This window comes from Streptomyces sp. H27-C3 (assembly GCF_030063415.1).
In the GTDB taxonomy this organism is placed as follows: domain Bacteria; phylum Actinomycetota; class Actinomycetes; order Streptomycetales; family Streptomycetaceae; genus Streptomyces.
Genome location: NZ_JASITA010000040.1, coordinates 25,325 through 48,277, shown reverse-complemented (window position 1 = coordinate 48,277; position 22,953 = coordinate 25,325). Strand labels below are relative to the sequence as shown.

The window sequence follows — 22,953 nt, the reverse complement described above, 5'->3', positions numbered from 1 at the left end:
CCCCCGGACAGGGGGCGCGGCATGAACGAGCGCAACCCGTTCCTGGACCCCGCCCGGCAGCACGAGCTCTACGGTCACGCCGCCCGGCTGGCCGGGCGCACCAGCGCTCTGATGCGCGCGAAGACCTCCGGCAACCCCGTGCCCGAGACGATCGTCAGCCTGGTGCAGACCCACCACGCGAGGCCGGACCGGCTCGGCGTGGTGCTCGACATCGGCTGCGGTCGCGGCACGAGCAGCCTCGTCATCGCCGAGCAGCTCCGGCCGCAGCGCGTCGTCGGCCTGGATGCCGCCCCCTCCCTGCTCGCCCAAGCCCGTGAACGCGCCAAAGAGCTGCCCCACACCACGGTGGACTTCGGCGAAGGCGACTTCCACGACCTCCCGCTGCCCGCCGGATCGTGCGACGTCGCAGTCGCCGCGTTCTGCCTCTACCACTCGCCGCAGCCCAAGGACGCCATCGCACAGATCGCCAAGGTCCTCGCCCCCGGGGGCCTGGCCGTGTTCGTCACCAAGGGCCTCGACAGCTACCAGGAGATGGACCAGCTGGTCGCCTCCGCCGGCCTCGATGCGCAGGCCGACAGGCACGAGAGCCTCTACACCGCCGCACACAGCGGCAACCTCGCCGACCTGTCCGCCTCCTCGCTCGACGTGATCGCCGTCGTGGACGAGGAGCACGCTTTCACCTTCGGCGGCCATGACCACACGGCGCAGTACCTGGCTACCAACCCCAAGTACGACCTCGCGCCCGGCCTGTACGGCAACCCCGGGGCCCTGGCCGCGACCTTGCACGAATTCCTCCCGGACCAGCCGCTCACCACCAGGTCCCTCATCACCTTCGTCGTCGCCCAGCCGAACGAAGGGCGGCAGCAATGACCCTCCCGCCATTCACCAAGCACTACGCGACACCGGAGCGCGCGGCGGGGGCTGTGCGCCACTACCGGTGGATCACCGAACACGCCAAGCCGCTGCGGCAGCCGGCACTCCACACCATCGGACCTGACAGCCTGACGTTCGAGCGGGTCGAGGGCCGCTGCGTACGCCCCGAGGACCTTCCGCGCATGGCGGAACTGCTGGGCCGCGCCCACGGTGCCGCCTGGGCCAGCGACCTGCAGTCCGCGTCGCTGGGCATCCCGCACCGCTTCCCCGACGGCACGACGTTCGACGACTACGTCGGCCCCCGGGAGATCGCGCTCCGGCGCCGCCACGAGCAGGGCTACCTGCCGGACAAGGTGGCCTTGTACGCGATGCTCGGCCTGCTGGACGAGACCGCTCAGGGGCCTCTCGCCTTCTACAAGGACAGCAACCCCCGGAACTTCATCATCACCAGCACCGGGGACATCGTCACCGTCGACACCGACGATCTGTCCCTGGCCCCCATGGGGTACGACCTCGCCAAGCTCATCGCGACGCTCCACCTGACGTACGGGCCGCTCACGGACCAAACCGTCAACGCTGCTCTGCTCGCGTACAACGCGGCAGCCCGACGCCACGACGCCCGGCTGGGCACGACGGACCGAGGACGGCTCGACAGCTTCCTGGGCCTGCACGCCGTGCTCACCGCCCCGTACGTCGGCCGTAACGGCTATTGCTACGCCTTGCCCCTCCGCTTCCACCACCGAGGAGCCTCATGATCAACACCGAACTCGTCTTCGTACGGCACGGCCAGGCCCAGTGCAACGCCGACGGCCTCGTCGGGGGCCCGCGTACCTGCACCGGCCTGACCAACCTCGGGTACGCCCAGGTCAAGGCGGCAGCACGCCGCTTGTCCACCGAGCACCAGAAGCGGCCCTTCGACCTCGTCTACACGGGCCCGCGGATCCGCCTGATCCAGACCGGCGAGATCATCAGCCAGGCACTGCAGATACCCATGTCCACCGACGAACGCCTCGACGGACCCGTCCACGGCGACGCCGACGGCGAGCCCTGGACCGCAGTGAAGACCGCAGCAGACGGCGGCCCCCACGCTCACCCGGACCAGCAGTGGGCCGCTGGCTCGGACACCTGGAACGGCTACCTGGAGCGCGCCGGCACCTTCCTGCGCGACATCATCGACCGGCACCGGGGGCAGCGCGTTGTCTTCGCCGCGCACGGCGAGACGGTGATCACCGCCCACACGCTGCTCCTGGGCATCCCGATCGGTTCCCCCGCAGGTTTCACGGTCAACCACGCCTCTATCACCTGTTGGCAGGAGCACCACAACCGGCTCGGACGGACCCGCTGGATGCTCGACCGACACAACGACACCGGACACCTCGCGCTGGAGGCTTCCTCGTGACCATGGTGGCGGACGACCCGCGGATCCAGTTGGCCAACGACCTCCTCGGAGCGGTCGAGATCGTGCCGGACCCTCTGCTCCCTCCCCGGGTCGTGCGGGTGGTCGACGCCAGTGGGCGGCATTTCATCGCCAAACAGCACGCCGAGCAGGACCGGTACGCGCGAGAGCTTCGCGCCTACCGGACTTGGGGAACCCACCTGAGCGGCCACGCGCCGAAGCTGGTCGGCCGGTACGACGCCACTCGCACCATCCTGCTGACCGCGTTCGCGGGCGATCGGGCCGACACCGTGGGACCAGGCTCACCCGAGGAGGAGCTGGCCCATCACGAGGCCGGCCACGTCCTCGGCATGCTCCACCGGGCCACCTCCATGCCCCAAGGCGGCGCCGTCGGTGCCGTGCTGGCACAGCGCCTCCACGGCTGGATCGACCGGGCTGTTCGCGCCGACCTGATCGACACGGCCGAGCGGAACCGGCTGAACCACCATGCGGCCATCCTGGACAACAGCCTCATGGACAGCGCGGTCTGCCACCTCGACTACCAGCCGCGCAACTGGCTCATCGGCGACGCCTTCGGCATCTGCGACTTCGAGCACATGCGACGCGACGCCCGCATCCGTGACTTCGCCCGGCTCGAGTTCCGGCGCTGGCAGGCCGCGCCCCACCTCCGGACCGCCTTCCTCGACGGTTACGGCCGTCCACTGAACGACTCCGAACGCCGTTTCCTGGAGTCCTTCGGCGCCATCGAGGCGGCCACCGCCCTGGTCAAGGGCCACAGGGAGAACGACATCACCCTGAGCGCGCACGGCCGGACCGTCTTGGCCCGGCTCACCTGACTTCGTCCCCTCTTCGACCACACCTCTGGAGATTCCCGTGCCGCAGCACGACCAGCCCCCGACCGCCGCCGCCGCCGCACCCCGCCGGGCCGTGGTGACCGGCTCCGCCGGATTCATCGGCTCCCACCTCGCACTTGCCCTGATCCAGGCCGGCACCACCGTGATCGGCGTCGACCGCCGCGACCCGTCCACCGACCCGACGGCCGCCGCCAACCTCGCCGCCTTGCGGGGACTCCCGGGATTCCACCACGTCACCGCCGACCTCCTCCACTGCGCGATCGACCCCCTCCTGATCGACGCGGACGCGGTCTTCCACCTCGCCGGAATACCCGGCGTACGACCCTCCTGGGGACCGCAGTTCGGCGACTATGTCGCGTCCAACGTGCTGGCCACCCACCGGGTCTTGGAAGCCTGCACCCGCATCGACGTCCCGCGACTGGTAGTCGCCTCCTCCTCCAGCGTCTACGGTCCGACCGACGGCGGCGCGAGCGTCGAGGCCGACCGTCCGAAGCCTGCCTCCCCGTACGCCGTAACCAAACTGGCCGAGGAACAGCTCTGCCTCGCCTACGCCGAGCGCCCCATCGGTCCCAGCGTCGTCGCCCTGCGGTACTTCACCGTGTACGGCCCCCGCCAGCGCGCCGACATGTTCACCCACCGCGCCCTGCAGGCCGCCCTGACCGGACAGCCACTCCGCCTGTACGGAGACGGCCACCAGCGACGCGACTTCACCTACATCGACGACGTGGTCGCCGCCACGATCGCCGCCGCCGTCGTACCGACCGCGAACGGTGCCATCAACGTGGGCGGCGGGTCGAACGCCTCGCTGCTGGAAGTGATCAACATCGCCACCAGCCTCACCGGCCGCGACATCCAGCTCCAGCAGGACCACGCGCGCAACGGTGACGTCCTCCTCACCCGCGCCGACCCCAGCCGTGCGCGAGAGGTTCTCGGCTGGCAGCCGCGAGTCGACCTCCACAACGGGCTGCGCGCTCACATGCAGGCCCTGGCCGCCCAGCTCCCCAACTACAGCCGAGCCGCATAGCCCCGCGACCCGGAGCCCGAGAGGAGAGGTAATGGAAAGTCCCGAGCGAGCACGGCTGGACGCCTTCTTCCGGCAGATCACCGCGCAGTTCCCCGCAGGCGAGGCGATCACGACGCTGGTCATCACGCACCTGCTCCCGGAAAGGCCGGCGTTCCTACGCGCGATGACCGCGGTGTCCACGGTCGGCGCTGTGCTGCCCAAGCCCCGGTCGATCCACCAGCCGACCCTCGACACCGTCCGCCGCACCCTCCCGGTCCACGATCTCACCCGGGAACAGTTTGCCGACGAGACCCAGGCTCTGGACTACCTGGAGGACACGACGGCCGGCCGGGACGTTGTCCTCGTGGACATCGGCGGCTACTTCGCGGCGAGCCTCGACACCCTCGTGAGCAAGTTCTCCGGCCGCATTCTCGGCGTCGTCGAGGACACCGAGAACGGACACCAGCGGTACGCGGCGCTCGACTCCCTGCCGTGCCCCGTCGTGTCCGTGGCCCGCTCCCCGCTCAAGGACTGCGAAGACCACCTCGTCGGCCGGTCGATCGTGTTCTCCACCGACGCCCTCGTCCGCGCCCGCGGTGACATCCTCACGAGCCGTAACGCGTGCGTCATCGGCTTCGGCAAGATCGGCCGGGCCATCGCCCAGACCCTGCGTGCCCAGGACCTACGCGTCACCGTGTACGACAGCGATCCGATCAAGCGAGTCCAGGCGCACTCCCTCGGCTTCCACACCAGCGCATCCACCACCGAGGCCGTACGCGACGCGGAACTCGTCTTGTGCGCCACCGGCAACCTCGCCTTGCGTCAGGGAGACTTCACCGCCCTGCGCAACGGCGCGTACCTCGGATCGGTGACCTCCTCCGAGGACGAACTCGAACTCGACAGCCTCCATGACCTCTACCAACGAAGCTGCATAGGGCCCCAGTTGACGCGTTACGAGGTCACCGGCCACTACTTCTACGTGCTTGCCGACGGCGGTGCCGTCAACTTCGTGCACGGAGCCGCCGTCGGCGCGTACATCCACCTCGTCCAGGCCGAGATACTCGCCGCCACCGCCGCGCTCAGCCACACCCGATTCCAGCCCGGACTGCACGGGATGCCGGCGGCCGACCGTCACGACATCGCCAGAATCTGGCTCGACCACTTCGAAAGGTGACCCGCAGTGGCCCCCGCTGTCCACCACATCCGCTCCGTCACCGAGGCGTACCTCGCCCGCCACCCGGAGGAACGCGACTCCCTCACAACGCTATTCGCAGCGCTCGCCGCCCCGGACGACCCCACGAGCCGCAAGACGTACCCCGCCCACGTGACCTGCAGCGCCATACTCACCGACGGCGACCGGCGCGTGCTGCACGTCGTGCACAAGGCATCCGGGAAGCTCCTGGCGCCCGGCGGGCACAACGAACCCGATGACCGACACCTGCGTGACGCCGCCCTGCGCGAACTGCACGAGGAGGCCGGTATCCCGCCCAGTGCCGTCGTCCCCCTCTCCGGCTACGAGGACGTTCCCCTCGACATCGACGTGCACGCCATCGAGGCGAACCCCTCGAAGGACGAACCGGCCCACCGCCACGTGGACTTCCGCTGGGCCTTCCACCTCGCCGCAGAACACGCGGTGACGCTCCAAGCAGAAGAGGTCGACGGCTACGAATGGCGGCCGTTCGCGAGCGCCGCTTCACCCACCGTCCGCGCCAAGCTCACCCTGCTCACCTGAAGTCCCGCCCCCTACTCGACCACCAGGAGGACGCCGTGGCCGCCACCACAGTCCAACCGACCAGCCCCACACCGCGCCGGCACATCGCCGTCATACCCTGCCGCTGGGGCGCATCGCGCTTCCCCGGCAAACCTCTGGCCCTCCTCGGCGACAAGCCGCTGCTCTGGCACGTCCACCAGCGCTGCCTGGAAGCCAAACGTCTCGACGGAGCCGTCGTGGCGACCGACGACGAACGCATCGAAGCGGCGTGCCGCCAACTGGGCATCGAGTACATCCGCACCGGAGAGCACCTCACCGGCACCGATCGCGTCGCGGAGGTCGCCGAGCGCCTGGAAGCCGAGGCGTACATCAACGTCCAGGGCGACGAGCCGTTCATCTCGCCGACCGCCATCGACGCCATCTCCGAGGCCCTGGAGCATCTGCCGCCGGGCGCGCTCGCCGTGAACGCCTACACCGAGCTGCTCGACGTCGGCGCCGTCCTGGACCACAACGTCGTCAAGGTCGTCATCGCGTCCCAGGGCGAGGCCCTGATGTTCTCGCGCCAGCCCATCCCCTACCCGAAGGGCGACCGACCGAAGTACCTCCGCCAACTGGGCCTCTACGGCTTCACCGGCCCAGCTCTCCAGTGCTTCCGACAGCTCCAGCAGGGCCCCCTGGAGCGCGCCGAGGGAGTGGAGATGCTGCGCTTCGTCGAACACGGCCACGCCGTAAGGATGATTCCCGTCCTTGACGAAGGCGTACCAGTGGACACCCCAGAGGATCTCGCGCGAGCCGAGAGCCTCCTCGTCCCGTAGGCCGGACGGCCCGCTCACGCGTGGTGGGCCAGGGCGGTCCGACGGCTCCTGACCCAACATCATGGCGAGTCCCGGTCACGCCGATCGGGGCCCTCCCCGTGCTAGCGGTTCGGGCTGCTGGGCAGCGCCCTGCCCCCATCGCCGTCCGTGCCGAGATCCGGACCACCTGCAGCCCTGCCAACACGACGTTCTACTTGACGCGGTAAATGGACGCCGCCGGAGGTGCGTACGGCGCGCACGGGTGCGGGATTTGAAGAACGAAAGCGGTGTTCGCTGAGGCTCTCTTTCGTCCTTAGAGGTGCGCCCGCGACAGAAATGGACCTGACAAGACAGTGAGCGAAATGGACCTGACAAGGCAGGGTGCCCGGCCTCAATCCAGAGGCATTCAAAGATCAATTAAAGGCCGTCGCGCAATTTCGATCTTGGTATCCAGTTTGTGGTCTATCGCACTTGGGTGACCTTCGCTACACGCCCCTCTCATGTGGATCACGGTTGCCTCCTTGTAGGGTGAGGCGCAGACAGGTGTGCTGGTCAACCACCACACACCCAAAGCGCAAGCTCCTGGCTATCAGCGCCTCGTACGAGTGTCGGGATTGAGCTGGCGCCGAATATCGGTGGAATTTCTAGGGAGCGACTATGCGTTGGCGTCGAGGCCCTTCACAGCGCGCCTTTGTGAAGGAATGCGAGAGACTGCTCGTGGGCCTCCCTATCCCCACCCCTTTCAGTGTTGAGGCTCTGGTGCGGAATCTGGAAGTCCTGTTGGGTCGCCAGATTCGACTAGTGCCATTGGACGACTCCGGCGGAGGTCTGGGCGCAGCGTGCGGGCTTCGGGTCAAAGCGCCGGAGTTTACGATCATTCTCTATCGTCGCCGTTCAAGTCGAAATCAAACCGAGCACATCATTCTCCATGAGCTCGTACACGAGTGGCTGGACCACGGAACTTGCCTAACGGCTGCCGAGATCGAGCGATACGTCCCTGAACGTATTCGCCAGGAAGTCCTTAGGCGTTTTCCGTCGACTCTGGTCCAAGGGCGAGTCGATTTCGATAGCCCCGAGGAAAAGCAAGCCGAACTGTCGGCCTCGTTGATAAAGCGATTGGCGCGCCGCCAGTCGATCACAGGAGATGACATGGTAAGCCTTCTAGAGAATTCTCTTGCTCACCCTGTTGCTCCTCCCCGGCGTCGGGCATAGGCGCGAGCGCTAGGCGAGCACGTAGGCAAAATTACCGCCCTTGTGCCCTTCGCTGCGCCCCGTAGTCCCCTTACCGACAGCTAAGTCTGCACTCAACCGACCTTGCGGGTCGACAAAATGCAGCCTGCGTAGAGATTCACTGGTTCCGTGTTCGAATACTTTCAATACCTGACTGCGGCAGTCATGGCCATTGTCGCCATCTGGCGATTTCCTGCAGTTCGGTATGGTGACTCTCACCGCAGGGCTCTCTGGGGCGGCTATGCCGGATTTGCCGTAGCCCTGTGTCTCTACACGCCGGCAGTAATGGATGCCGTAGATCGCATTCCCGTGGTCGACCTGAGCGCCCTACTCAGGCACTTTGCCAGTACCGCAGCGATCATGGCAGCCCTGACTTACGTCGCCACCAGCTACGGAAAGAGCACGGAGGCGGTCGTGCCTCGGCACGTCGCGGTCTCCCGCTGGATTGCTCGCGCATCATATAAGGCAGGGGCAATAGGCGTAGTTCTACTCACGGTTCTGTTCTTCACCGTGGTGGATCGCGACAGGCCGAGCGAAAATTTCCTCATCGACCATGCGGGAGAGTGGGGAGTTGCGGTCTACATGACCGTTTTCTACTTCTTCCCGCTTATCACGACCGCAGTTTGCGGCTACCAGTGGACGAGGGCGGCGCGACAGGCCGAGAGCACAAGCATGCGTGTCGGGCTGAGGTTGATGGGAATTTCGATGTGGATGGGACTGCTCCATACGGTCGCCCGTATCGCCATCCTCTGGGTTGCGGTGGCTTTCCCCCTAAGCTCCTCCACAGTTCAGTTCCTCGTGGATGTCACATCGATATGGATGGACCTGCTCTTCCTGATTGTTGCCGCAGGGGCGAGTATTCCCACCACCCGTGCTGCAGTGGCCCGGTGGAAGACATGGCAAACCCTCTACAGGACTTACCCGCTCTGGTTCGACCTGGTGCAGGCTTTTCCCGGGACGAGCCTTTACCCGGCTGGACGGCGGATTGCGGAACTCATGCATATACGCGTCCCCATCGATGTCCGTCTAGACCGATGGACTCAGGATATTGCTGACGCTTGCGAGAAGCTGCGCCATTATGCTCCACGAAACCTGATGTTCGCCGCGGAGGACATTACCGCCTCGCACGCCGACCCTGAGCCGGCTGCAGAAGCGTATTGGATTAAGGCGGCACTCCTGGCCGCTGACACCGCACCAGTCCGTCCACATGCCGCTGCACCCATGAGAGATAAGCCGTTTGTTGACACCGATAGCGAAGCGGCGTGGCTAGTACGAGTTAGCACTGCTTACTCGCGCATAACGGCGGATCAAGCGCAGGGTCTTCTCATACACTCGGCGAGAGTGGAATCCGAAGTGGATCAATAGCTTGCAATAGACCGCCTGCCCGGCACTCGAGGGCAATCGACATATTGATCTTGAGTGGCGGGCTTGCGAGTGACATTCGGCACCATCGATTGCACGAAGTGGGCTGGTACCGTGGGTTGAGCGGACTGATAAGCCCTGCTCTGCCCAGTAAGTGATGAATGGAATACGGCCCTAGGGCGCACGGTGCTGTCGTCACCATCTGCAGCCGAGTCCGTGACGCTGTCCGGTCCGGATGGGCGTCCGAAATCTCAGCAATGGAGTTCCCGCATGTCCAACCGCACCGGCCTCATCCTCGATTTCGGAGGCGTGCTCACCACCCCCCTGCTGCCTGCTGTGCTCGCCTTCGAGCAGGGCGAGGGTCTTCCGCAGGGCGCCTGCCTCACGGCCCTGTACAAGGACGACGAAGGCGTCCGGATCACCAGCGACCTTGAGCGCGGAGCGGTTTCGCAGACTGAGTGGAACGACTTCGCGGGCAAGATGCTGGGCGTGTCCCCCGACGGCCTGATGGGTCGCATCTTCGGTGACCTTCGCCCTGAGCCGCTGCTGATCAACGCGGCTGCGGCGGCGAGGCGAGCCGGGATCAAGGTGGGCATCCTGTCGAACAGCGTGGGGCTGGCTCCGTGGGACCTGTACGACGGCTTCGAGCTTGAGCGGCTGTACGACGTCGTGGTGATCTCCGAGCAGCACCTGATGCGCAAGCCTGACCTGGGCCTTTTCGAAATCACGCTCAAGCTCATGGATCTGCCGGCCGAGCAGTGCATCTTCGTCGACGACACCGAAGCGTACGTTCAGGCAGCAGAGCAGCTGGGCCTCGCGGGGGTACACAACCAGGACCCGAAGCAGACGGTGGCCACTCTCTCCGAACTGCTCGGCGTGGACCTCATCGCGTCCTAGCCCGGCGGGTGCGGGGTTGTCCGACCGGGGGCGAGTGAACGTCCGCCTTCGGCCTGGAAGCTCCGAGGCCAAGAACAGCGAAGGGTCTATGGCGCTGCCCCGTACTGGGGCAGCGCCATAGACCCTTCGCTGTTCTTGGCGCCAGCCTGCTACGGGGCGTCGGCCCGGCCGGGGCGCGGGGTTCGGCCGGTTCAGAGCCCCAAGAGCGGCACGATCGATCAGTCCCTCTGCGCGCGGACGACGATCGGCGTCAGATGGCGAATCTTGCAGAGCGGGAGTCGGCGCCTCAAAGATCCAAGGACCACTTGCCGGAGGGTGTCACTCCCCGTCCGGCACTTCTGGCAGCTTGTGTTTCAGTTGCCCGACGAGGTCGTTGATGCTGGCCAACATCTCGGCCGACAGGCCCCCGCTGTTGCCGCGGGCAGCCAGACCGAGGATCTGTCCTCGGTGAATCGAGCCGAGGAAGCGGATCGCCTCCAGGAGTTCGCGGGCCGCAGGGTTGAGCTCGGCATCATCCTGGAAGAGGGCGGCGTCGACCTGGAGCGCCTCCGCTAGGCCGGCACGCACTACGTCCGAAGCCTCGGAGGCAGCACCCGCGCGAAGGGCGACGATGTCGTCGGTTGTGACTGCTGCCACACCCGCGTGGTCATTGACGACCCTCGCGATTTCCTCGTCAGAGGGCGCTTCCTGGCGCGCGTATCCGTGCTGCAGGAGATAGTTGATCTTTTCCCCGATAGTGCGGGGTGCGGATTCCTGGTCATCGCGTGAGGATCTGGGGCGAAGGCCGAACGAGCAGTCCTGGGCAGCCAACAATTCCGCTTCGGTCACCCCGTACGCATCCGCGAGCGGCTGCACGTAAGCATCGCTGAGTCTGCGCCGACCGGATTCGGCGTTGCTCACTGGCGCTCGGCTCGTACCGATGATCGCAGCGGCCTGCGCCACGCTGAGGCCGGCGTCGCACCGCAGGAGCTGCAGGTCCGGCGGGCCGTCGTGGGGGAAGAGGCTATCGAGCTGCTGACTGAGCGCCGCTGCAATCGCTGGGAGCTTCTCGCCCTTGGGGAAGTCCTGGCCGCTCTCCCACCGCGCGACAGTGGGGCCGCTGACACCTACCTCGGTGGCCAACTCCTTCTGGCCAAGGTCCTTGCCCCGTCGGACAGTACGCACGCGACTGCCGTCGAACTGACGTGGGGGCACATGAACTCCTGCGGCGTGGCGGTCGGGGCAGCGTCAGGGACAACTGTAATCCAGGCTTGATACATCCGCACAACTAACGTACGTTCCTGTATCGCACCTGTTGATCGGGCCCCGACCTCCAGTGTGCCAGCCCCTGGAGGACCTCTATGCATGTTGCGTTGCCGTTGACTCACGCAACGCCCCGTCGCATTCGGTACTCAGTCGTTGTCGACCGATCGCGGGAGCATCTTTCCCGATACCGACCGTCGCCGGCCTTGTGCGACGCGTTAGGGACAGGGATGGACTTGTCCGCGGGTGTCTACGTATGTTCGTCGTCCCCCGCCGGGCAGCACCCCGGGGAGGGGTGGAACGAGCAGGTGGAAGGCAGGGAGGAGGTGGGGGTGCGAATGGGAGCGCACGGTCCGTGACGTAGCGCAGCAAAGCAAACCGGCGCCCGGGAGTTACCAGCTCCCAAGCGCCGGGCCGGCACCCCGAGGGGCGCCAATTCACATCACGCGGGCGGCGGGGCTTCTTGCACGAAAACCGCCGCACCGCAGTCCTACGAACAACGGAGTATCGCATGCTCGCCATGCCGAGCGGAACCCCTGCCTGCCCGGACACCGACCGCCAGCGCCGCCTTGCCGCCCAGCTCGCCGACATGATCCCGGGCGCGGCCACTGTCCGGGTCAGCCTCAACGACCCGAAAGAGGCGTGGCCCCACCCGCACGCCATCGTCAAGGACGCGGCCGGGAAGACCCTGGAGCTGGGGCGGACGACCGCCAGGGTCGCAGCCCGTTGGATCCTGCGAGTCTGGCCGGAGGCGGACTGGACTCGGCCGCACACCTTCGACCTCGCCGAGGCGACCCTCACCCGCAGCGACCTGGTCGCCGCCGGTCGGGGCCGCTGACATGGCGCGGATACGAACTATCAAGCCGGAGGCGTTCTTCTCCGAGTCCCTCGCCGAGGTGAGCGTCGAGGCGGAGCGAACCTTTTTCGGCCTGTTCACCCAGGCCGACGACCACGGTCGCCACCGCGACAATGCCGCGATCATCGCCGGGCTGCTCTGGCCCCTGCGCGCCGAGCACACCTCGGTGCACGTCGAGGACGACCTCCACCAGCTCGCGACCGCTGGCCTGATCTGCCGGTACACCGGCTGCGACGGCCGCCGCTACCTCCACATCGTGACGTGGTCCGAGCACCAGAAGATCGACAAGCGAAGCCAGTCCCGCCTGCCTTCCTGCCCGCAGCACCACGGTGCCGACGGGTGCGGGCCGTGCAAGGGGATCTGTACCAAGCGGGCCGAGGAGCCGCCCGCCCCTCCCCGTAACCTCGGAGAGGCTTCGGCGAACGTTCCCCGAGCCCTCGATCTGCCCGCGCAGCCCGCCACGACACCTCGCGGCCACGCCGATCAGGCTCCCAGCGTCCAGCAGGACGCCTTCGAGGGCATGACTGGCACCCCTAGCCGCGCAGACCAGAAAAGCGCAGGTCAGGACGCATTCCCCGAGGACTCCCCGAACACTCCCCGAAGCCTCGGAGAGGGCTCGGCGCCTGGATCTAGGATCTTGGATCCTGGATCTTCTATCCCTACGGGGCGCACAGCGCCCGCAGCCTCCGTCTCGCCCAATCAGCTCGTCGGCGAGTACATCGCCGCCTGCGACGAGCGTCCGCCCAGCGACGTGATCGGGCACCTCGGGCGGATCATCAAGAAGCTCCTCGGCGAGGGCATCGCCCCGGAGCACGTCCGGGCCGGGCTGCAGAACTTCGTGGCAAACCCCCGGCACCCGAGCGTGCTGACCAGCATGGTCAACGAGGCCATGAACGCACGCTCCGGCGGTTTGGCGCGGCCGGGAATCCGGCCTAACGTGCCCGCTCACCAGGCGTGGACCAACCCGGCCAACGCTGCTGCCGCCTACGCCGAGGAGCTGTGATGCGCACCCGTACCCGCGAACCGCAGACCCTCGGCAGCGAGGGCACCCTGGACCGGATGGCCCGGATCCTGGCCGCCCGCAACATTGACCCGGCTGCCGCCGAACTGGTCGACGAGCCCGAGCCCTTCTCCCCGCTGGACGCCCTGACGGCTGGAATGCCCCCGCGCTACCAGGCCGCCGTCGCGGACCACCCCCAGGTCCTGGCCTGGGCACGTGACGTCGCCGAGGCGGCCGTCGCCCCCAGCAGGGGAGCCCGGCGACAGGTCGCCACCGGCCCCAGCCTGCTGATGGCCGGGGTGGTCGGCGCGGGCAAGACGCACCAGGCGTACGGGGCAGTCCGGCGACTTGTGCAGAGCGGAGTCGGCGTGCGCTGGCGCGCGACCACCGCCGCCGACCTGTACGCCGACCTGCGGCCCCGGCCCGGGGTCGACAGCGAGCGGGAGCTGGCGGCCGTCAGTCGCTGCCCGCTGCTGATCATCGATGACCTCGGCGCGGCCAAGGCCAGCGAGTGGGTCGAGGAAGTGACGTACCGGCTCATCAACCGCCGGTACAACTACGAACTTCCGACCTTGATCACCACCAACCTGGCGATCAAAGACCTCCGGGCCTACCTCGGCGACCGCGTCGCCTCCCGCCTCGCGCAGATGACCACGCGCGTCGAGTTCGAGCCGGTCGACCGCAGACGCCACCGCGCCGCAGCCTGACCCGCCGCAGGCCGCCACGCCGGGCCGCGCCCTCGGCGCGCCGCCCCATGCACCTCCCGACCCAGCGCACCTCCCCGCCGACGCCCCTGCGCGCGGAGAGCGATCGGAGCAACCGGCATGACCCCCACGACGATCAGCCCTGCCCGCCACCGGTCGCTCGGCGACCAGACCTGGCAGGACCAGGCCGTCTGCCAGAGCACCGAGTACAACCCGGTGGACCCCGAAATCTTCTTCCCGGAGCCCGACGAGACCGACAAGATCACCGCCGCGAAGTCGCTGTGCGGCCAGTGCCCGGTCCGCCGCACCTGCCTGGACGCCGCCCTGGAAAGCGGCGACACCGACGGCATCCGGGGCGGACTGACCGAGGAGGAGCGCGGACCGCTGCACGAGAAGCTCGCCAACCGCCTCGACTACAGCCGCGTCAACGCCACCATCGCCGGGCGGGACGTCCACCTCACCAAGGCCGAGCGCCGTGCGGTCGTCCACGCCGCCTACCGCCACGGGGTGACCGAGCAGCGCCTGGCCTGGCTCCTGAAGATCACCGAGGAGCACGCCCAGAAGCTGTACCGCGAGACCCGCCGGGCCCTGCGCAACCGAGACCTGGAGCAGACCACGAAGACCACCCCGCCCCCCGAGACCCACGGCGAGCGCCTGGGCCGCGACGACTTCGGGACGGCGGCGTGAGCACCCCGAGCGCGCCGAAGACGGCGCACATCACCGGCTGGGACCGAGCGGTCGTCATCGCCCTGGGCGGCGCGGGGTGCGCCCTGTCGTACGACGCCCTCCAGCAGATGGCCGTCGCCATCCACGTCCGCGGTTTCCTGACCTACCTCTTCCCCCTGGTGATCGACGGCTTCATCGCCTACGGCATCCGGGCGCTCCTGGTCCTGCGCGACGCGCCTCTGCGCGCCCGCCTCTACGTCTGGGCCCTCTTCGGCACGGCCACCGCCGCCAGCATCTGGGCCAACGCCCTCCACGCGGTCCGGCTCAACGACGAATCGGTCGCCGGCACGGGCCTCCGACTCGGGGACACGGTGGTCGCCGTACTGTCCACCATCGCCCCCCTCGCGCTGGCTGGAGCGGTCCACCTCTACATCCTGATCGCCCGGGGCCCGGTCAAGGGCAGTGACCGGGAGGACCCCGGTCAGGCCGGTCACCTCGGTCAGTCTGACCGGCCCGAGGGCATCGCGGTCACCCGGACTGACCGGGTCGGTCAGCAGCAGCCGCAGGCCGGTCAGGTCAGCGCCGGGCCGCCGGTCACTGCCCTGACCGACCGGCCCCGACCGTCCCTGAACAAGCAGGCCCCGACTCCTCGGTCACTGACCGGGGACAACGCCCCGACGGACGGCAGCCCGGTCACCGGTGACCGCGAACAGCCGGACGATGCCCCTGACCTGCCCGGACAGCCGGACACCGCGCCGCCCGTCAGTGACCGCGCGGTCGGCTCAGAGCCGGTCACCGGCAACCAGGACAGCCACGCGCCGGACACCGACCGGCCGGTCACTCCGTCGCCGGTCACTGACCGGGACACCCGGACGGCCAGTGACCGGCGGAGTGACCCGGACACCGAGGAACTGCTGAAGATCGCCCGGTCAGCGGTCAGGGCCGAGGACAAGCTGACCCGCAAGGTGGTCGCCCAGGCGATCCGAGGTCAGCAGATACCGCTGTCCAGCGACACCCTGACCGCCTTGATGGCCCAGCTCCGCGCCCAGCACGGACAGCCGGTCACCTCCGGCCGGAACTGAACAGGACAGTACGAGGCGGGTGACCGAGCCGGACATCACGGCCGGTCACCCGCCCCCGGACGCGCGCCCCACATCCTTCCGAAGCGAAGCGGAGAGCACCCCATGCGTACCCACCCGGCCACACCCACCGAGGTCAACTCCTGGCTGACCGTCCTGCACGAGCGCGGCCACCTGCACCGGGCCCAATCCGGCCCCGACACCACCTGGACCGTGCAACGAGCCCGGGAAAGCCGCCCCTGGACCCTCCACCACCCGGTCCTGGCCATGGACTGGATCGAGGAACTCGTCCGCGAACTCCGCCAGGAGAATCCGGAGACGAGCCGGTGACCGCCAACGACCCGGTCGTCACTACGGCCGGACAGCAGGGTGACCCCACGACGGCTCCTGGCGGAGCAAGTTGTCGCGTACGACGGTCCTACGGCCCGTCGTACGCACTTGCCCCCGCCCCAGAGGGCGGGGGAAGCCTGGCTGGTCCCCGAGCGAGGGCGCACGGGGACCAGCCAGACGCTCGACACCAGGGGGTGCCGGACGCGGGGGGAGAAGCAGACCGCCGCAGCGACAGCGAGCAGCCCCACCCGAGCCCGTCGCCCTTCCCCGACCGCACGCCGCGCCGCCGCACCCGCGACCCGACCGAGCGCACCCGCAAGACGACCACCCGCCTCTCCGACACAGAGAAAGCCGAGATCGCCGAAGCCGCCGCGCAGCGCAGCGTCACCGTCGCGCGATTCCTCGCCGCAGCCGGCCTCGCCGCCGCCCGCGGTTCCACCACTCTGCACACCAACGAACAACTCGACACCGCCATCGACGAGCTGGCCGCCCTGCGCACCGCCCTGGCCCGGATCGGCAACAACATCAACCAGATCGCCTACATCCACAACGCCGGAGGACAGCCCAGGCCCGGCGAACTCGACCACGCCCTCACCGCCCTGACCCGGCTCCTGGACCGCATCGACGACGCGGCCGACACCCTGGTAAAGAAGCGATTCTGATGGTCCCCAAGATCCGGCGCGGCTCACGCACCCACGGCCTCCTCGTCTACCTGTACGGCCCTGGCAAACGCGACGAACACACCGACGCCCACCTCGTCGGGAGCTGGGACGGCTTCGCCCCCGACCCCGGTCGGGACACCAGCCCCGACCCCGACCCCAAGGTCACCCTCGCCCGCCTCTCCGCCGCACTGGACCTGCGGGTGAAGCAGGCCGGCACCACGGCACCGGCCCAGCACGTCTGGCACTGCTCGGTCCGTACCGACCCAGGCGACCGCAATCTGACCGACGCCGAATGGAACACCGTCGCCCGCCGCCTGGTCCATGCCGTCAACCTCGCCCCCGAACGCGACCCGGACGGCTGCCGATGGGTCGCCGTACGGCACGCGGATGACCACATCCACATCCTTGCCACCATGGTCCGAGGCGACCTGCGCCGCCCCCGCATGAACTACGACTTCAAGAAGGCCCAGGCCGAATGCCGCCGCATCGAGACGGAGATGGGCCTGCGCCAGCTCAGGCCCGGCGACGGCACCGGAGCCAAGTCCCCCACCAGCGCAGAGCGCTTCAAGGCCGAGCGGACCGGGCGCCCCGAGGCCCCTCGCGAGACTCTCCGCGAAGCCGTCCGCCAAGCCCTCGCCGGGGCGGCCACCGAAGAGGAGTTCTTCACCAGGCTCCGCGAGGCCGGCCTCCGCGTGAAACTCCGAAACGCCCCGTCCGGCGACGCCATCGGCTACAACGTCGCACTTCCCGGCGACCGCAACCGCGAGGGCACACCGATCTGGTACCCCGGCTCCAAGCTGGCCCCTGACCTCTCGCTCCCCAAGATCCGCCGACGCCTGGTCGACGGCACCGCTGACCAGACGACGCAGTCGGCGGCCACCAGCGGCCGACCGGACTGGTCGCCGCCCGCCCGGGAACGACGCAACGCCACCAGCATCGTCGAGCGCACCGCCATCCTGCTTGACAGCGACGACGACGAAGCCGCAGCTCAACTGGCAGGCATCGGCGAACTCCTGGACGCGGTGACACAGACCTCCCCGGCCGCCACCCGCGTCGAGCTGGGTGCCGCCGCCCGCGCCTTCGAGCGTGCCACCCGCAGTCACGTCCGAGCGGAACGTGCCGACACCCGGGCGATCCGTTCGGCGGCCCGGGGCATCATCCAGGCTGGCAGTGCCCTCGGCCGTGGCGAGGACGGGGGCACCACCGCCATGCTCCTCTCGACCCTGGTCCTGGTCACGTTGGCCGCCGCCCGCTGGCATTCCGCTCGTGGCCACGCCCAACAGGCCCACGCCTCCCGACAGACAGCCGAACATCTGCGAGCCGCCTACCGCCGGGCCGCAGCCACGCCCATGCAGGCACTGCACGACCAAGGTCGCGCCCTGCCCGAAGCCGAACGCCGAACCCACCAGGCCACCATCCGCGCAGCCCTGCCGGAAGCGACGCTGCGAGCAGACAGCTCCTCCACGAAGACCGATGCCCTGACCGCCACGCTTGCCCAGGCCGAGCAAGCAGGCCACGACCCCAAGGCACTTCTCCAGCAGGCCATCGACATGCGCGAACTCGGCACGGCCGACGACGTGAACGATGTGCTGGTCTGGCGACTGCGTCGTCTCGCCCACCTTCCCGCTCACCCGGGTGAAGCGACCCGCCGCCCGAAGGCCGGCACCAGCCAGCCGAAAGCCTCGACCAATCGCACCAGCAACCGGACGGCGCCCACGGCAGCAGCTCGCCCCACCGCCTCTGACCCGCGTAACCGCCCACCGCGCCGCTGACGACGGTCCGGCGGGCCGGTTGACCGGGCCGCCGGCCTTCAAGAAACCCCTGGACAACCAGTTCCACCGGCTGTTACGGATGGAAGCCGAAGCACCTCGACCGGGAGATGACGCTCGTGCTCAGAACCACCGACCGCCCCGCAGAGACGACACCCGTGGTGCCTGTCATCCCCGCCGGCACCGATCCCCTGTTGCAACTCGAGTACGAGACGCAGCCGCCCAGCGGCCCCGGCGCGACGCGCTGCCTCAGCCACCCACGTGCACTCGCCCTTCGCGGGATCCCGGTGATGTGCACGGCGTGCCGTGCCCGGCGCGACTGGCTGCTCATCAACCACGGCCGAAACGTCTGGTTCTGCTGCCGCTGCAGCAACCAGTGGCTCGAACCCGAGATCAGCCGCGCCGACTTCGACGCCCTGATCGCGATCCCGGACGGAACGACCTACCCCAGCGTTGAGCAGGGCCTCACCGCGCTCGGCTTCGACGGGGCCTTCGCCGGCACCTACCTGGACTAGGCGAGCGGAATACCGAACGCCGAGGAGCGCCACCGATACGTCGGTGGCGCTCCTCGGCGTTGCACGATGGTCAGCCGCGGTTCCCGTTCTTCGGCAGCCCACCTCGGAAGTCGCAGCCGGGGCACTCGTCCTCGCCCTGGATATGCCCCTCGTACCAGCCGTGGACGGCGGCGTGAAGGATCGCGTCTTCCACCGAGGCTTCGCCGTTGCGGACTGATGCGAGGGCGTTGCCGACTACCACCCGAAGCGCAGCGTTGTCAGGGGAAGGGAATGGTGGGGAGGGCATCGGTGAATCGGACATCATGGCCGCAGCCTACGGGCGGGCAGGAGCGCCGGTCAGCCGGACGGCGTGATCCCGTGCGAGGCGGGGCTGTGCAGGTCGCTACGGAATCCCCGGCCGACTGGATTCCAGCCCTGGAACGTGGCGGGTCTCCAGCGTGGCCGGTCCGGCACGGTGGTGTCGTCAGGCGCGGGCAGGCTGCCCCGGCTTTTGCGGTTACGGGTAGCCCCAACGCTGATGCCCAGGTGAGCGGCGACCTCGGGGTACCCCCAGAGTTGCTGGTCGTCGGCCATCGTGTCCTCCTCGTTCCTCGGTGATGAGCGTACGCAACACGCGGCTGGACGTACGGCAAGGCCGCCCCTGCCTGATCGGCATGGGGCGGCCTTCTGCGGTTCGGTCAGACCTGGGCGAGGCGGTTCGAGAGGTCGAGGGCGGCGGTCGCGACCGCGAGGGCGGCGCAGAGGCCAAGCACCTCGTGGAGGGTAGGGCGGACCAGGCGCGGCCAGTCGTCCGGGGCAGCAGGCCACGAGGCGAGATGCACCTCGGTGGTGGCCAGGCCCAGGTGGGCGGTGACGTCCCAGCCTGCGGGGGAGGCGGGCTCCCAGTGAAGGCGAATGCGGCCAAGGGGGAGTCTCGGGGTTTCGAGGGGGAGCCAGGTGACGTCGAGCGGCCCCTCGGGCAGTGCGGAGACGCGCTGGACCAGCGCGCCGCGCATCGCGCTCGGCATGGGGCGCACGGCCAGGCTGTGCAGGGGAAGGACCTGCGAAGGGCGGGATCGCGACGGGATAGGGAGCCTCCGGGGGTATCTCGGTGGGACCGGTCAGGCCCAGGCGAGGGCGTCGCTGACTGTCGCCGGGAGGTAGTCCTCCTGGCCGTCGTCGGCGATGAACGCCGTGCCGTCCCGGACGATGACATCCGCCCCGAGATAGTGAGTGAAGGGGAAGTCCGGGTTGATGGCGAGGCGGATCGGCAGGCTGGGGTCAAGGTCCTGGAGCTGGCGGAGCAGGTGGCCGACGGTCAGGTAGTGGGGCACGGGATCCTCCGAGAGTGGTGCGGAACGGCACGACGAGGTTGTTGGTCGAGCGTCAGGACACGTCGAGGCGAAGAAGGTCGCGAAGGACCTTCGGCCCTTGGGTGTGGCTGGCGAGGTGCCGCTTGCGGCTCTCGTTGACGTAGCCCTTGCCGGACTGCTTCATGTCCCAGCCGCCGCACGAGCAGATGGCTTGCGTGTACGCGCGGCCGGGGCAGTCGGGGTGGAGCGGCTTGCCGGAACTCGTGTGCTTGTGGTCCGCCGGGCAGAGAGTGCCATCGGCATGGTGGTTGGTGAGCGGGGCGCGGTGTGCCACGGGGTTCCTCCGAGACAGGGGTCGGTAGCGCGGTCAGCGGGTGGGGGTGGCGATGAGCGCGGAGAGGAATCCAGCGACGGCCTCGGAGGGGGTGTAGGGGCCGAACTCCTGCACCCACGGGTCGTTTTCGGTGGGCTGCACCCGGACCTGCCAGACGACGTTGCGCTTCCAGGCGGCCGGGTCTTCGGGGAGCCAGCCGACGTAGACGCGGCCGTCCGGGCTCGTTGCGTGGACGTTGGCTTCCGGGGTGTCGACGATCGTCCGGTCGAGGGCGTTGAGGAGGTCGAGCACTGGGACCGCGCAGTGGTCGGAGGAGAGCCAGCGACGTTCTTCCACGGCCCGGCGGATGACGGCGGGCAGGAGGGTGGGGGAGGTGTTCACGGTTGGACGATCCATTCATTGACCTGCGGTTTTTCCCAACACCCGTACATTGACATGCAGTGTCCCGAAGTACGTAGTCCTTTCCCGGGAAGCGGCGTCTGCCGTGGGCGAACTGGCGGTCGTCGGTGGGGGGATGCTGACGCCGGGAATGGATCGGTGGATGCGGTTGTCGTATCTGAGTTGCGGCAGCGGGCCGCACGGGACCGATGGGGGAGCAGGGATGGCGGAGCCGAGCAGACACTGGGACGGGGCCGGGCTGGAGCGCAAGATCCGCGCCGCCGGGCGGCCGTGGACGGTGGGCGACATCGCGATGGTCGCCGACAGCCAGTGGGCTGTCGGTGTGCAGTCCGACGGACGGCGAGACGAGGACGCCGTGGTGGAGGACCGGATCGCGGATGGGCGTCGCATTGAGTTGACGTTGGAGGACCTGGCCCGCGCGGTGGGCTCCCGCATCGGGGATGCCCACCGCGACGGGGACCTCAGCTGACCGATCAGCGGTGCGGCCCCAGTCCGGCCACCGACGGGCCGACGACGGCCGGAGGAGCGGGCTGATCGGGCGACTGGCCCAGGGCGCGTGGAGCGTGCCCGGAGCGGGCGACAGCGGCCTGGGTCAGCCGGGCTGCCGGGGCCCGGCCGGCGGGTGCGGCAGCTTCACGGGCGTCGATCACGTGGCTGATGGCCTGCAGCGAAGTACGGCTCTCCGCATGGGCGACGCGAAGGTCCGCCGCCGAGCCGGTTATCCGTTCCAGGTCGTAGAAGGCCGGCACATGGCCGGACCGGGTGAGGGCGTGCAGCCGGTCTTGGTGAACAGCTACGGCGTTGTCGGTGACGACCAAGGCCGAGCGGATGTGCATGGCCGAGCGCAGGAGCGGGTCGTCGCTCGGGCGGCGGACCGCGAGGGATTCCAGAGCTTCAATCGGGCGGCCCCAGGCATTCTCGATCATGGCCGTGGCCTGATCGAGCGCGGTGGCGTCGGGCATGGTGGAACTCCCGGCATTCGGAGTGGTGCTTCGGGCAGAGGTGCTGTCCCAGCGGGGACCGGAGCCGACAGTCATCGGCTATGGCGAGAGGGTGTCGGGGTGGCCGGCGACCTGGCCCCGAGAGCGGGCGCAGGGTTGTTCGACCGGTTCTGCGCCGAGGCCGCTGTACGGCTGCGGGCGGCCATGACTCGCAGGTCGGCGGCTGTCCGAGGGAAACGTGCGGCACGGTGGACGGCCTGCGTGACGGCCGTGCGGCGTACGTCAAGGGGAGTGGGAGCCCGGGGAGCCTGGAGGGCGGTTGGGCCGACGGAGCTGAGCGAGACCAGGTGCTCCACCTCGCGGTGGATCTGGTGCCGCTCCCGTGCCGCCGGGGCTGGATCGGCCATGGCCGCTGCCGTTGCGGCGATCAGGTGGGAGGGAGTCCGGGAGGAGAAGACCGCCTCCGCGCGAGTGCCCCAGCCCGGTGGACCGGCCCAGAGCTCCACGGCTTCGTCGTCCCGGCGGGAGCGTCGGTTGTCGATGAGGACGCCCGCTTGTCCGTCGGGGGCGATGATCTCGACGGTGCCCAGCTCGGCTCCGCCGTCGCGGGTCCAGCCGGCATCGGTCAGGGGCCGGACGGCGTCGGCCCAGCGATAAGACGGGTTCGCCAGAAAGCGCGCGTTGCCCTCGTAGGCATCAGCTTCGGCGTAGTCGTGAGCGAGAGCGGTGGTGAGACCGGCGACGATCTCGGCCGGGGTGACGTGGTTGAAGGTGGCCGTCCAGCGGGGTGCGGAGACGGCCTCCTGGGATGCGCTGATCTTCCACAGCTCGAAGTCGTCGCCGAACCAGCCGATGCGGATCCTCTGATCGGGCGAGGTAACGAGGAGTTGGCAGGGGCCCTCGTCGAGGTAGTGGTGGGGCCAGTGAGCGACGGGGGCGAAGCCTGCGTCTCCGGTCCCGTTGGAACCGGCGAGGTACATGGGGCTGACCAGTACCTCTTGGTAGGGATCTTGGGTGTAGGGCTGCCGGGTGTTCATGGTCGAG

At 68.7% G+C, this 22,953-nt stretch carries 29 protein-coding genes; 20 read left to right on the top strand and 9 right to left on the bottom strand.

The window, feature by feature from the left end; all coding sequences use genetic code 11:
• Window positions 1-21 precede the first annotated feature (21 nt).
• The 10 genes from QMK30_RS30685 (at window position 22) to QMK30_RS30640 (ending at window position 10,120) form a co-directional block, all read left to right on the top strand.
• A complete protein-coding gene (locus tag QMK30_RS30685) occupies window positions 22-870 on the top strand; it encodes a class I SAM-dependent methyltransferase (RefSeq protein WP_283521593.1) in 849 nt (282 codons plus the stop codon).
• Window positions 867-1,628 (top strand): phosphotransferase, encoded by a 762-nt coding sequence (locus QMK30_RS30680; protein WP_283521592.1) that lies wholly within the window; start codon window positions 867-869, stop codon window positions 1,626-1,628. Before QMK30_RS30685 ends, QMK30_RS30680 begins: the two co-directional genes overlap by 4 nt.
• The gene (locus QMK30_RS30675) at window positions 1,625-2,272 is read left to right on the top strand and encodes a histidine phosphatase family protein (RefSeq protein ID WP_283521591.1); all 648 of its coding nucleotides are present in this window, start codon (window positions 1,625-1,627) and stop codon (window positions 2,270-2,272) included. The genes QMK30_RS30680 and QMK30_RS30675 overlap by 4 nt, the downstream gene beginning before the upstream one ends.
• Window positions 2,273-2,274: 2 nt before the next feature.
• Window positions 2,275-3,105, top strand: a complete 831-nt coding sequence (locus tag QMK30_RS30670; protein WP_283521615.1) for an aminoglycoside phosphotransferase/kinase family protein — start codon at window positions 2,275-2,277, stop codon at window positions 3,103-3,105.
• Window positions 3,106-3,142: 37 nt separating this feature from the next.
• The gene (locus QMK30_RS30665) at window positions 3,143-4,147 is read left to right on the top strand and encodes an NAD-dependent epimerase/dehydratase family protein (protein WP_283521590.1); all 1,005 of its coding nucleotides are present in this window, start codon (window positions 3,143-3,145) and stop codon (window positions 4,145-4,147) included.
• A gap of 31 nt (window positions 4,148-4,178) precedes the next feature.
• Window positions 4,179-5,300: an adenosylhomocysteinase gene (locus tag QMK30_RS30660; protein ID WP_283521589.1), complete on the top strand. Its 1,122-nt coding sequence runs from the start codon at window positions 4,179-4,181 to the stop codon at window positions 5,298-5,300.
• Window positions 5,301-5,306: 6 nt separating this feature from the next.
• Entirely contained in the window at window positions 5,307-5,858 is a 552-nt protein-coding gene (locus tag QMK30_RS30655; RefSeq protein ID WP_283521588.1) for an NUDIX hydrolase, read from the top strand.
• A 35-nt stretch (window positions 5,859-5,893) separates the two neighbouring features.
• Entirely contained in the window at window positions 5,894-6,652 is a 759-nt protein-coding gene (locus QMK30_RS30650) for a 3-deoxy-manno-octulosonate cytidylyltransferase (protein ID WP_283521587.1), read from the top strand.
• 1,338 nt (window positions 6,653-7,990) lie between these two features.
• A complete protein-coding gene (locus tag QMK30_RS30645; RefSeq protein WP_283521586.1) occupies window positions 7,991-9,226 on the top strand; it encodes an MAB_1171c family putative transporter in 1,236 nt (411 codons plus the stop codon).
• A gap of 267 nt (window positions 9,227-9,493) precedes the next feature.
• A complete protein-coding gene (locus tag QMK30_RS30640) occupies window positions 9,494-10,120 on the top strand; it encodes an HAD-IA family hydrolase (RefSeq protein WP_283521585.1) in 627 nt (208 codons plus the stop codon).
• A gap of 318 nt (window positions 10,121-10,438) precedes the next feature.
• Here the strand turns inward: QMK30_RS30640 and QMK30_RS30635 are convergent, their stop codons facing one another.
• Complete coding sequence (locus QMK30_RS30635) at window positions 10,439-11,284, bottom strand: helix-turn-helix domain-containing protein (protein ID WP_283521614.1); 846 nt, start codon at window positions 11,282-11,284, stop codon at window positions 10,439-10,441.
• A 589-nt stretch (window positions 11,285-11,873) separates the two neighbouring features.
• Here QMK30_RS30635 and QMK30_RS30630 point away from each other — a divergent pair.
• From QMK30_RS30630 to QMK30_RS30590, 9 genes are all read left to right on the top strand, one after another.
• Window positions 11,874-12,200: a transcriptional regulator gene (locus QMK30_RS30630; RefSeq protein ID WP_283521584.1), complete on the top strand. Its 327-nt coding sequence runs from the start codon at window positions 11,874-11,876 to the stop codon at window positions 12,198-12,200.
• Between the two features lies 1 nt (window position 12,201).
• On the top strand, window positions 12,202-13,221 hold the full coding sequence (locus tag QMK30_RS30625) for a hypothetical protein (protein WP_283521583.1): 1,020 nt from the start codon (window positions 12,202-12,204) through the stop codon (window positions 13,219-13,221).
• Window positions 13,221-13,925 (top strand): ATP-binding protein, encoded by a 705-nt coding sequence (locus QMK30_RS30620; protein ID WP_283521582.1) that lies wholly within the window; start codon window positions 13,221-13,223, stop codon window positions 13,923-13,925. Before QMK30_RS30625 ends, QMK30_RS30620 begins: the two co-directional genes overlap by 1 nt.
• 117 nt (window positions 13,926-14,042) lie before the next feature.
• The gene (locus QMK30_RS30615) at window positions 14,043-14,609 is read left to right on the top strand and encodes a WhiB family transcriptional regulator (RefSeq protein ID WP_283521581.1); all 567 of its coding nucleotides are present in this window, start codon (window positions 14,043-14,045) and stop codon (window positions 14,607-14,609) included.
• The gene (locus QMK30_RS30610; RefSeq protein ID WP_283521580.1) at window positions 14,606-15,670 is read left to right on the top strand and encodes a DUF2637 domain-containing protein; all 1,065 of its coding nucleotides are present in this window, start codon (window positions 14,606-14,608) and stop codon (window positions 15,668-15,670) included. The genes QMK30_RS30615 and QMK30_RS30610 overlap by 4 nt, the downstream gene beginning before the upstream one ends.
• Before the next feature lie 102 nt (window positions 15,671-15,772).
• A complete protein-coding gene (locus QMK30_RS30605) occupies window positions 15,773-15,997 on the top strand; it encodes a hypothetical protein (protein WP_283521579.1) in 225 nt (74 codons plus the stop codon).
• A 194-nt stretch (window positions 15,998-16,191) separates the two neighbouring features.
• Complete coding sequence (locus QMK30_RS30600; RefSeq protein ID WP_283521578.1) at window positions 16,192-16,659, top strand: MobC family plasmid mobilization relaxosome protein; 468 nt, start codon at window positions 16,192-16,194, stop codon at window positions 16,657-16,659.
• Entirely contained in the window at window positions 16,659-18,431 is a 1,773-nt protein-coding gene (locus QMK30_RS30595; RefSeq protein WP_283521577.1) for a relaxase/mobilization nuclease domain-containing protein, read from the top strand. Before QMK30_RS30600 ends, QMK30_RS30595 begins: the two co-directional genes overlap by 1 nt.
• A 107-nt stretch (window positions 18,432-18,538) precedes the next feature.
• Window positions 18,539-18,943, top strand: a complete 405-nt coding sequence (locus QMK30_RS30590) for a hypothetical protein (protein WP_283521576.1) — start codon at window positions 18,539-18,541, stop codon at window positions 18,941-18,943.
• A 70-nt stretch (window positions 18,944-19,013) separates the two neighbouring features.
• Here the strand turns inward: QMK30_RS30590 and QMK30_RS30585 are convergent, their stop codons facing one another.
• The 6 genes from QMK30_RS30585 to QMK30_RS30560 form a co-directional block, all read right to left on the bottom strand.
• Window positions 19,014-19,184, bottom strand: a complete 171-nt coding sequence (locus QMK30_RS30585) for a hypothetical protein (protein ID WP_283521575.1) — start codon at window positions 19,182-19,184, stop codon at window positions 19,014-19,016.
• A gap of 95 nt (window positions 19,185-19,279) precedes the next feature.
• Window positions 19,280-19,516, bottom strand: a complete 237-nt coding sequence (locus QMK30_RS30580; RefSeq protein WP_283521574.1) for a MarR family transcriptional regulator — start codon at window positions 19,514-19,516, stop codon at window positions 19,280-19,282.
• 104 nt (window positions 19,517-19,620) lie between these two features.
• Window positions 19,621-19,950, bottom strand: coding sequence for an esterase (locus tag QMK30_RS30575; protein WP_283521573.1), 330 nt, complete (start codon window positions 19,948-19,950; stop codon window positions 19,621-19,623).
• Window positions 19,951-20,043: 93 nt separating this feature from the next.
• Window positions 20,044-20,256: a hypothetical protein gene (locus QMK30_RS30570; protein WP_283521572.1), complete on the bottom strand. Its 213-nt coding sequence runs from the start codon at window positions 20,254-20,256 to the stop codon at window positions 20,044-20,046.
• 52 nt (window positions 20,257-20,308) lie between these two features.
• Window positions 20,309-20,569 (bottom strand): hypothetical protein, encoded by a 261-nt coding sequence (locus tag QMK30_RS30565; RefSeq protein ID WP_283521571.1) that lies wholly within the window; start codon window positions 20,567-20,569, stop codon window positions 20,309-20,311.
• Between the two features lie 33 nt (window positions 20,570-20,602).
• Complete coding sequence (locus tag QMK30_RS30560; protein ID WP_283521570.1) at window positions 20,603-20,950, bottom strand: SPDY domain-containing protein; 348 nt, start codon at window positions 20,948-20,950, stop codon at window positions 20,603-20,605.
• A gap of 220 nt (window positions 20,951-21,170) precedes the next feature.
• On the opposite strand from QMK30_RS30560, the gene QMK30_RS30555 reads away from it, so the two are divergent.
• A complete protein-coding gene (locus tag QMK30_RS30555; protein WP_283521569.1) occupies window positions 21,171-21,437 on the top strand; it encodes a hypothetical protein in 267 nt (88 codons plus the stop codon).
• A gap of 4 nt (window positions 21,438-21,441) precedes the next feature.
• Here the strand turns inward: QMK30_RS30555 and QMK30_RS30550 are convergent, their stop codons facing one another.
• The gene (locus QMK30_RS30550) at window positions 21,442-21,930 is read right to left on the bottom strand and encodes a hypothetical protein (RefSeq protein WP_283521568.1); all 489 of its coding nucleotides are present in this window, start codon (window positions 21,928-21,930) and stop codon (window positions 21,442-21,444) included.
• A 71-nt stretch (window positions 21,931-22,001) separates the two neighbouring features.
• Complete coding sequence (locus QMK30_RS30545; protein WP_283521567.1) at window positions 22,002-22,946, bottom strand: SPDY domain-containing protein; 945 nt, start codon at window positions 22,944-22,946, stop codon at window positions 22,002-22,004.
• Between the last annotated feature and the right edge of the window lie 7 nt (window positions 22,947-22,953).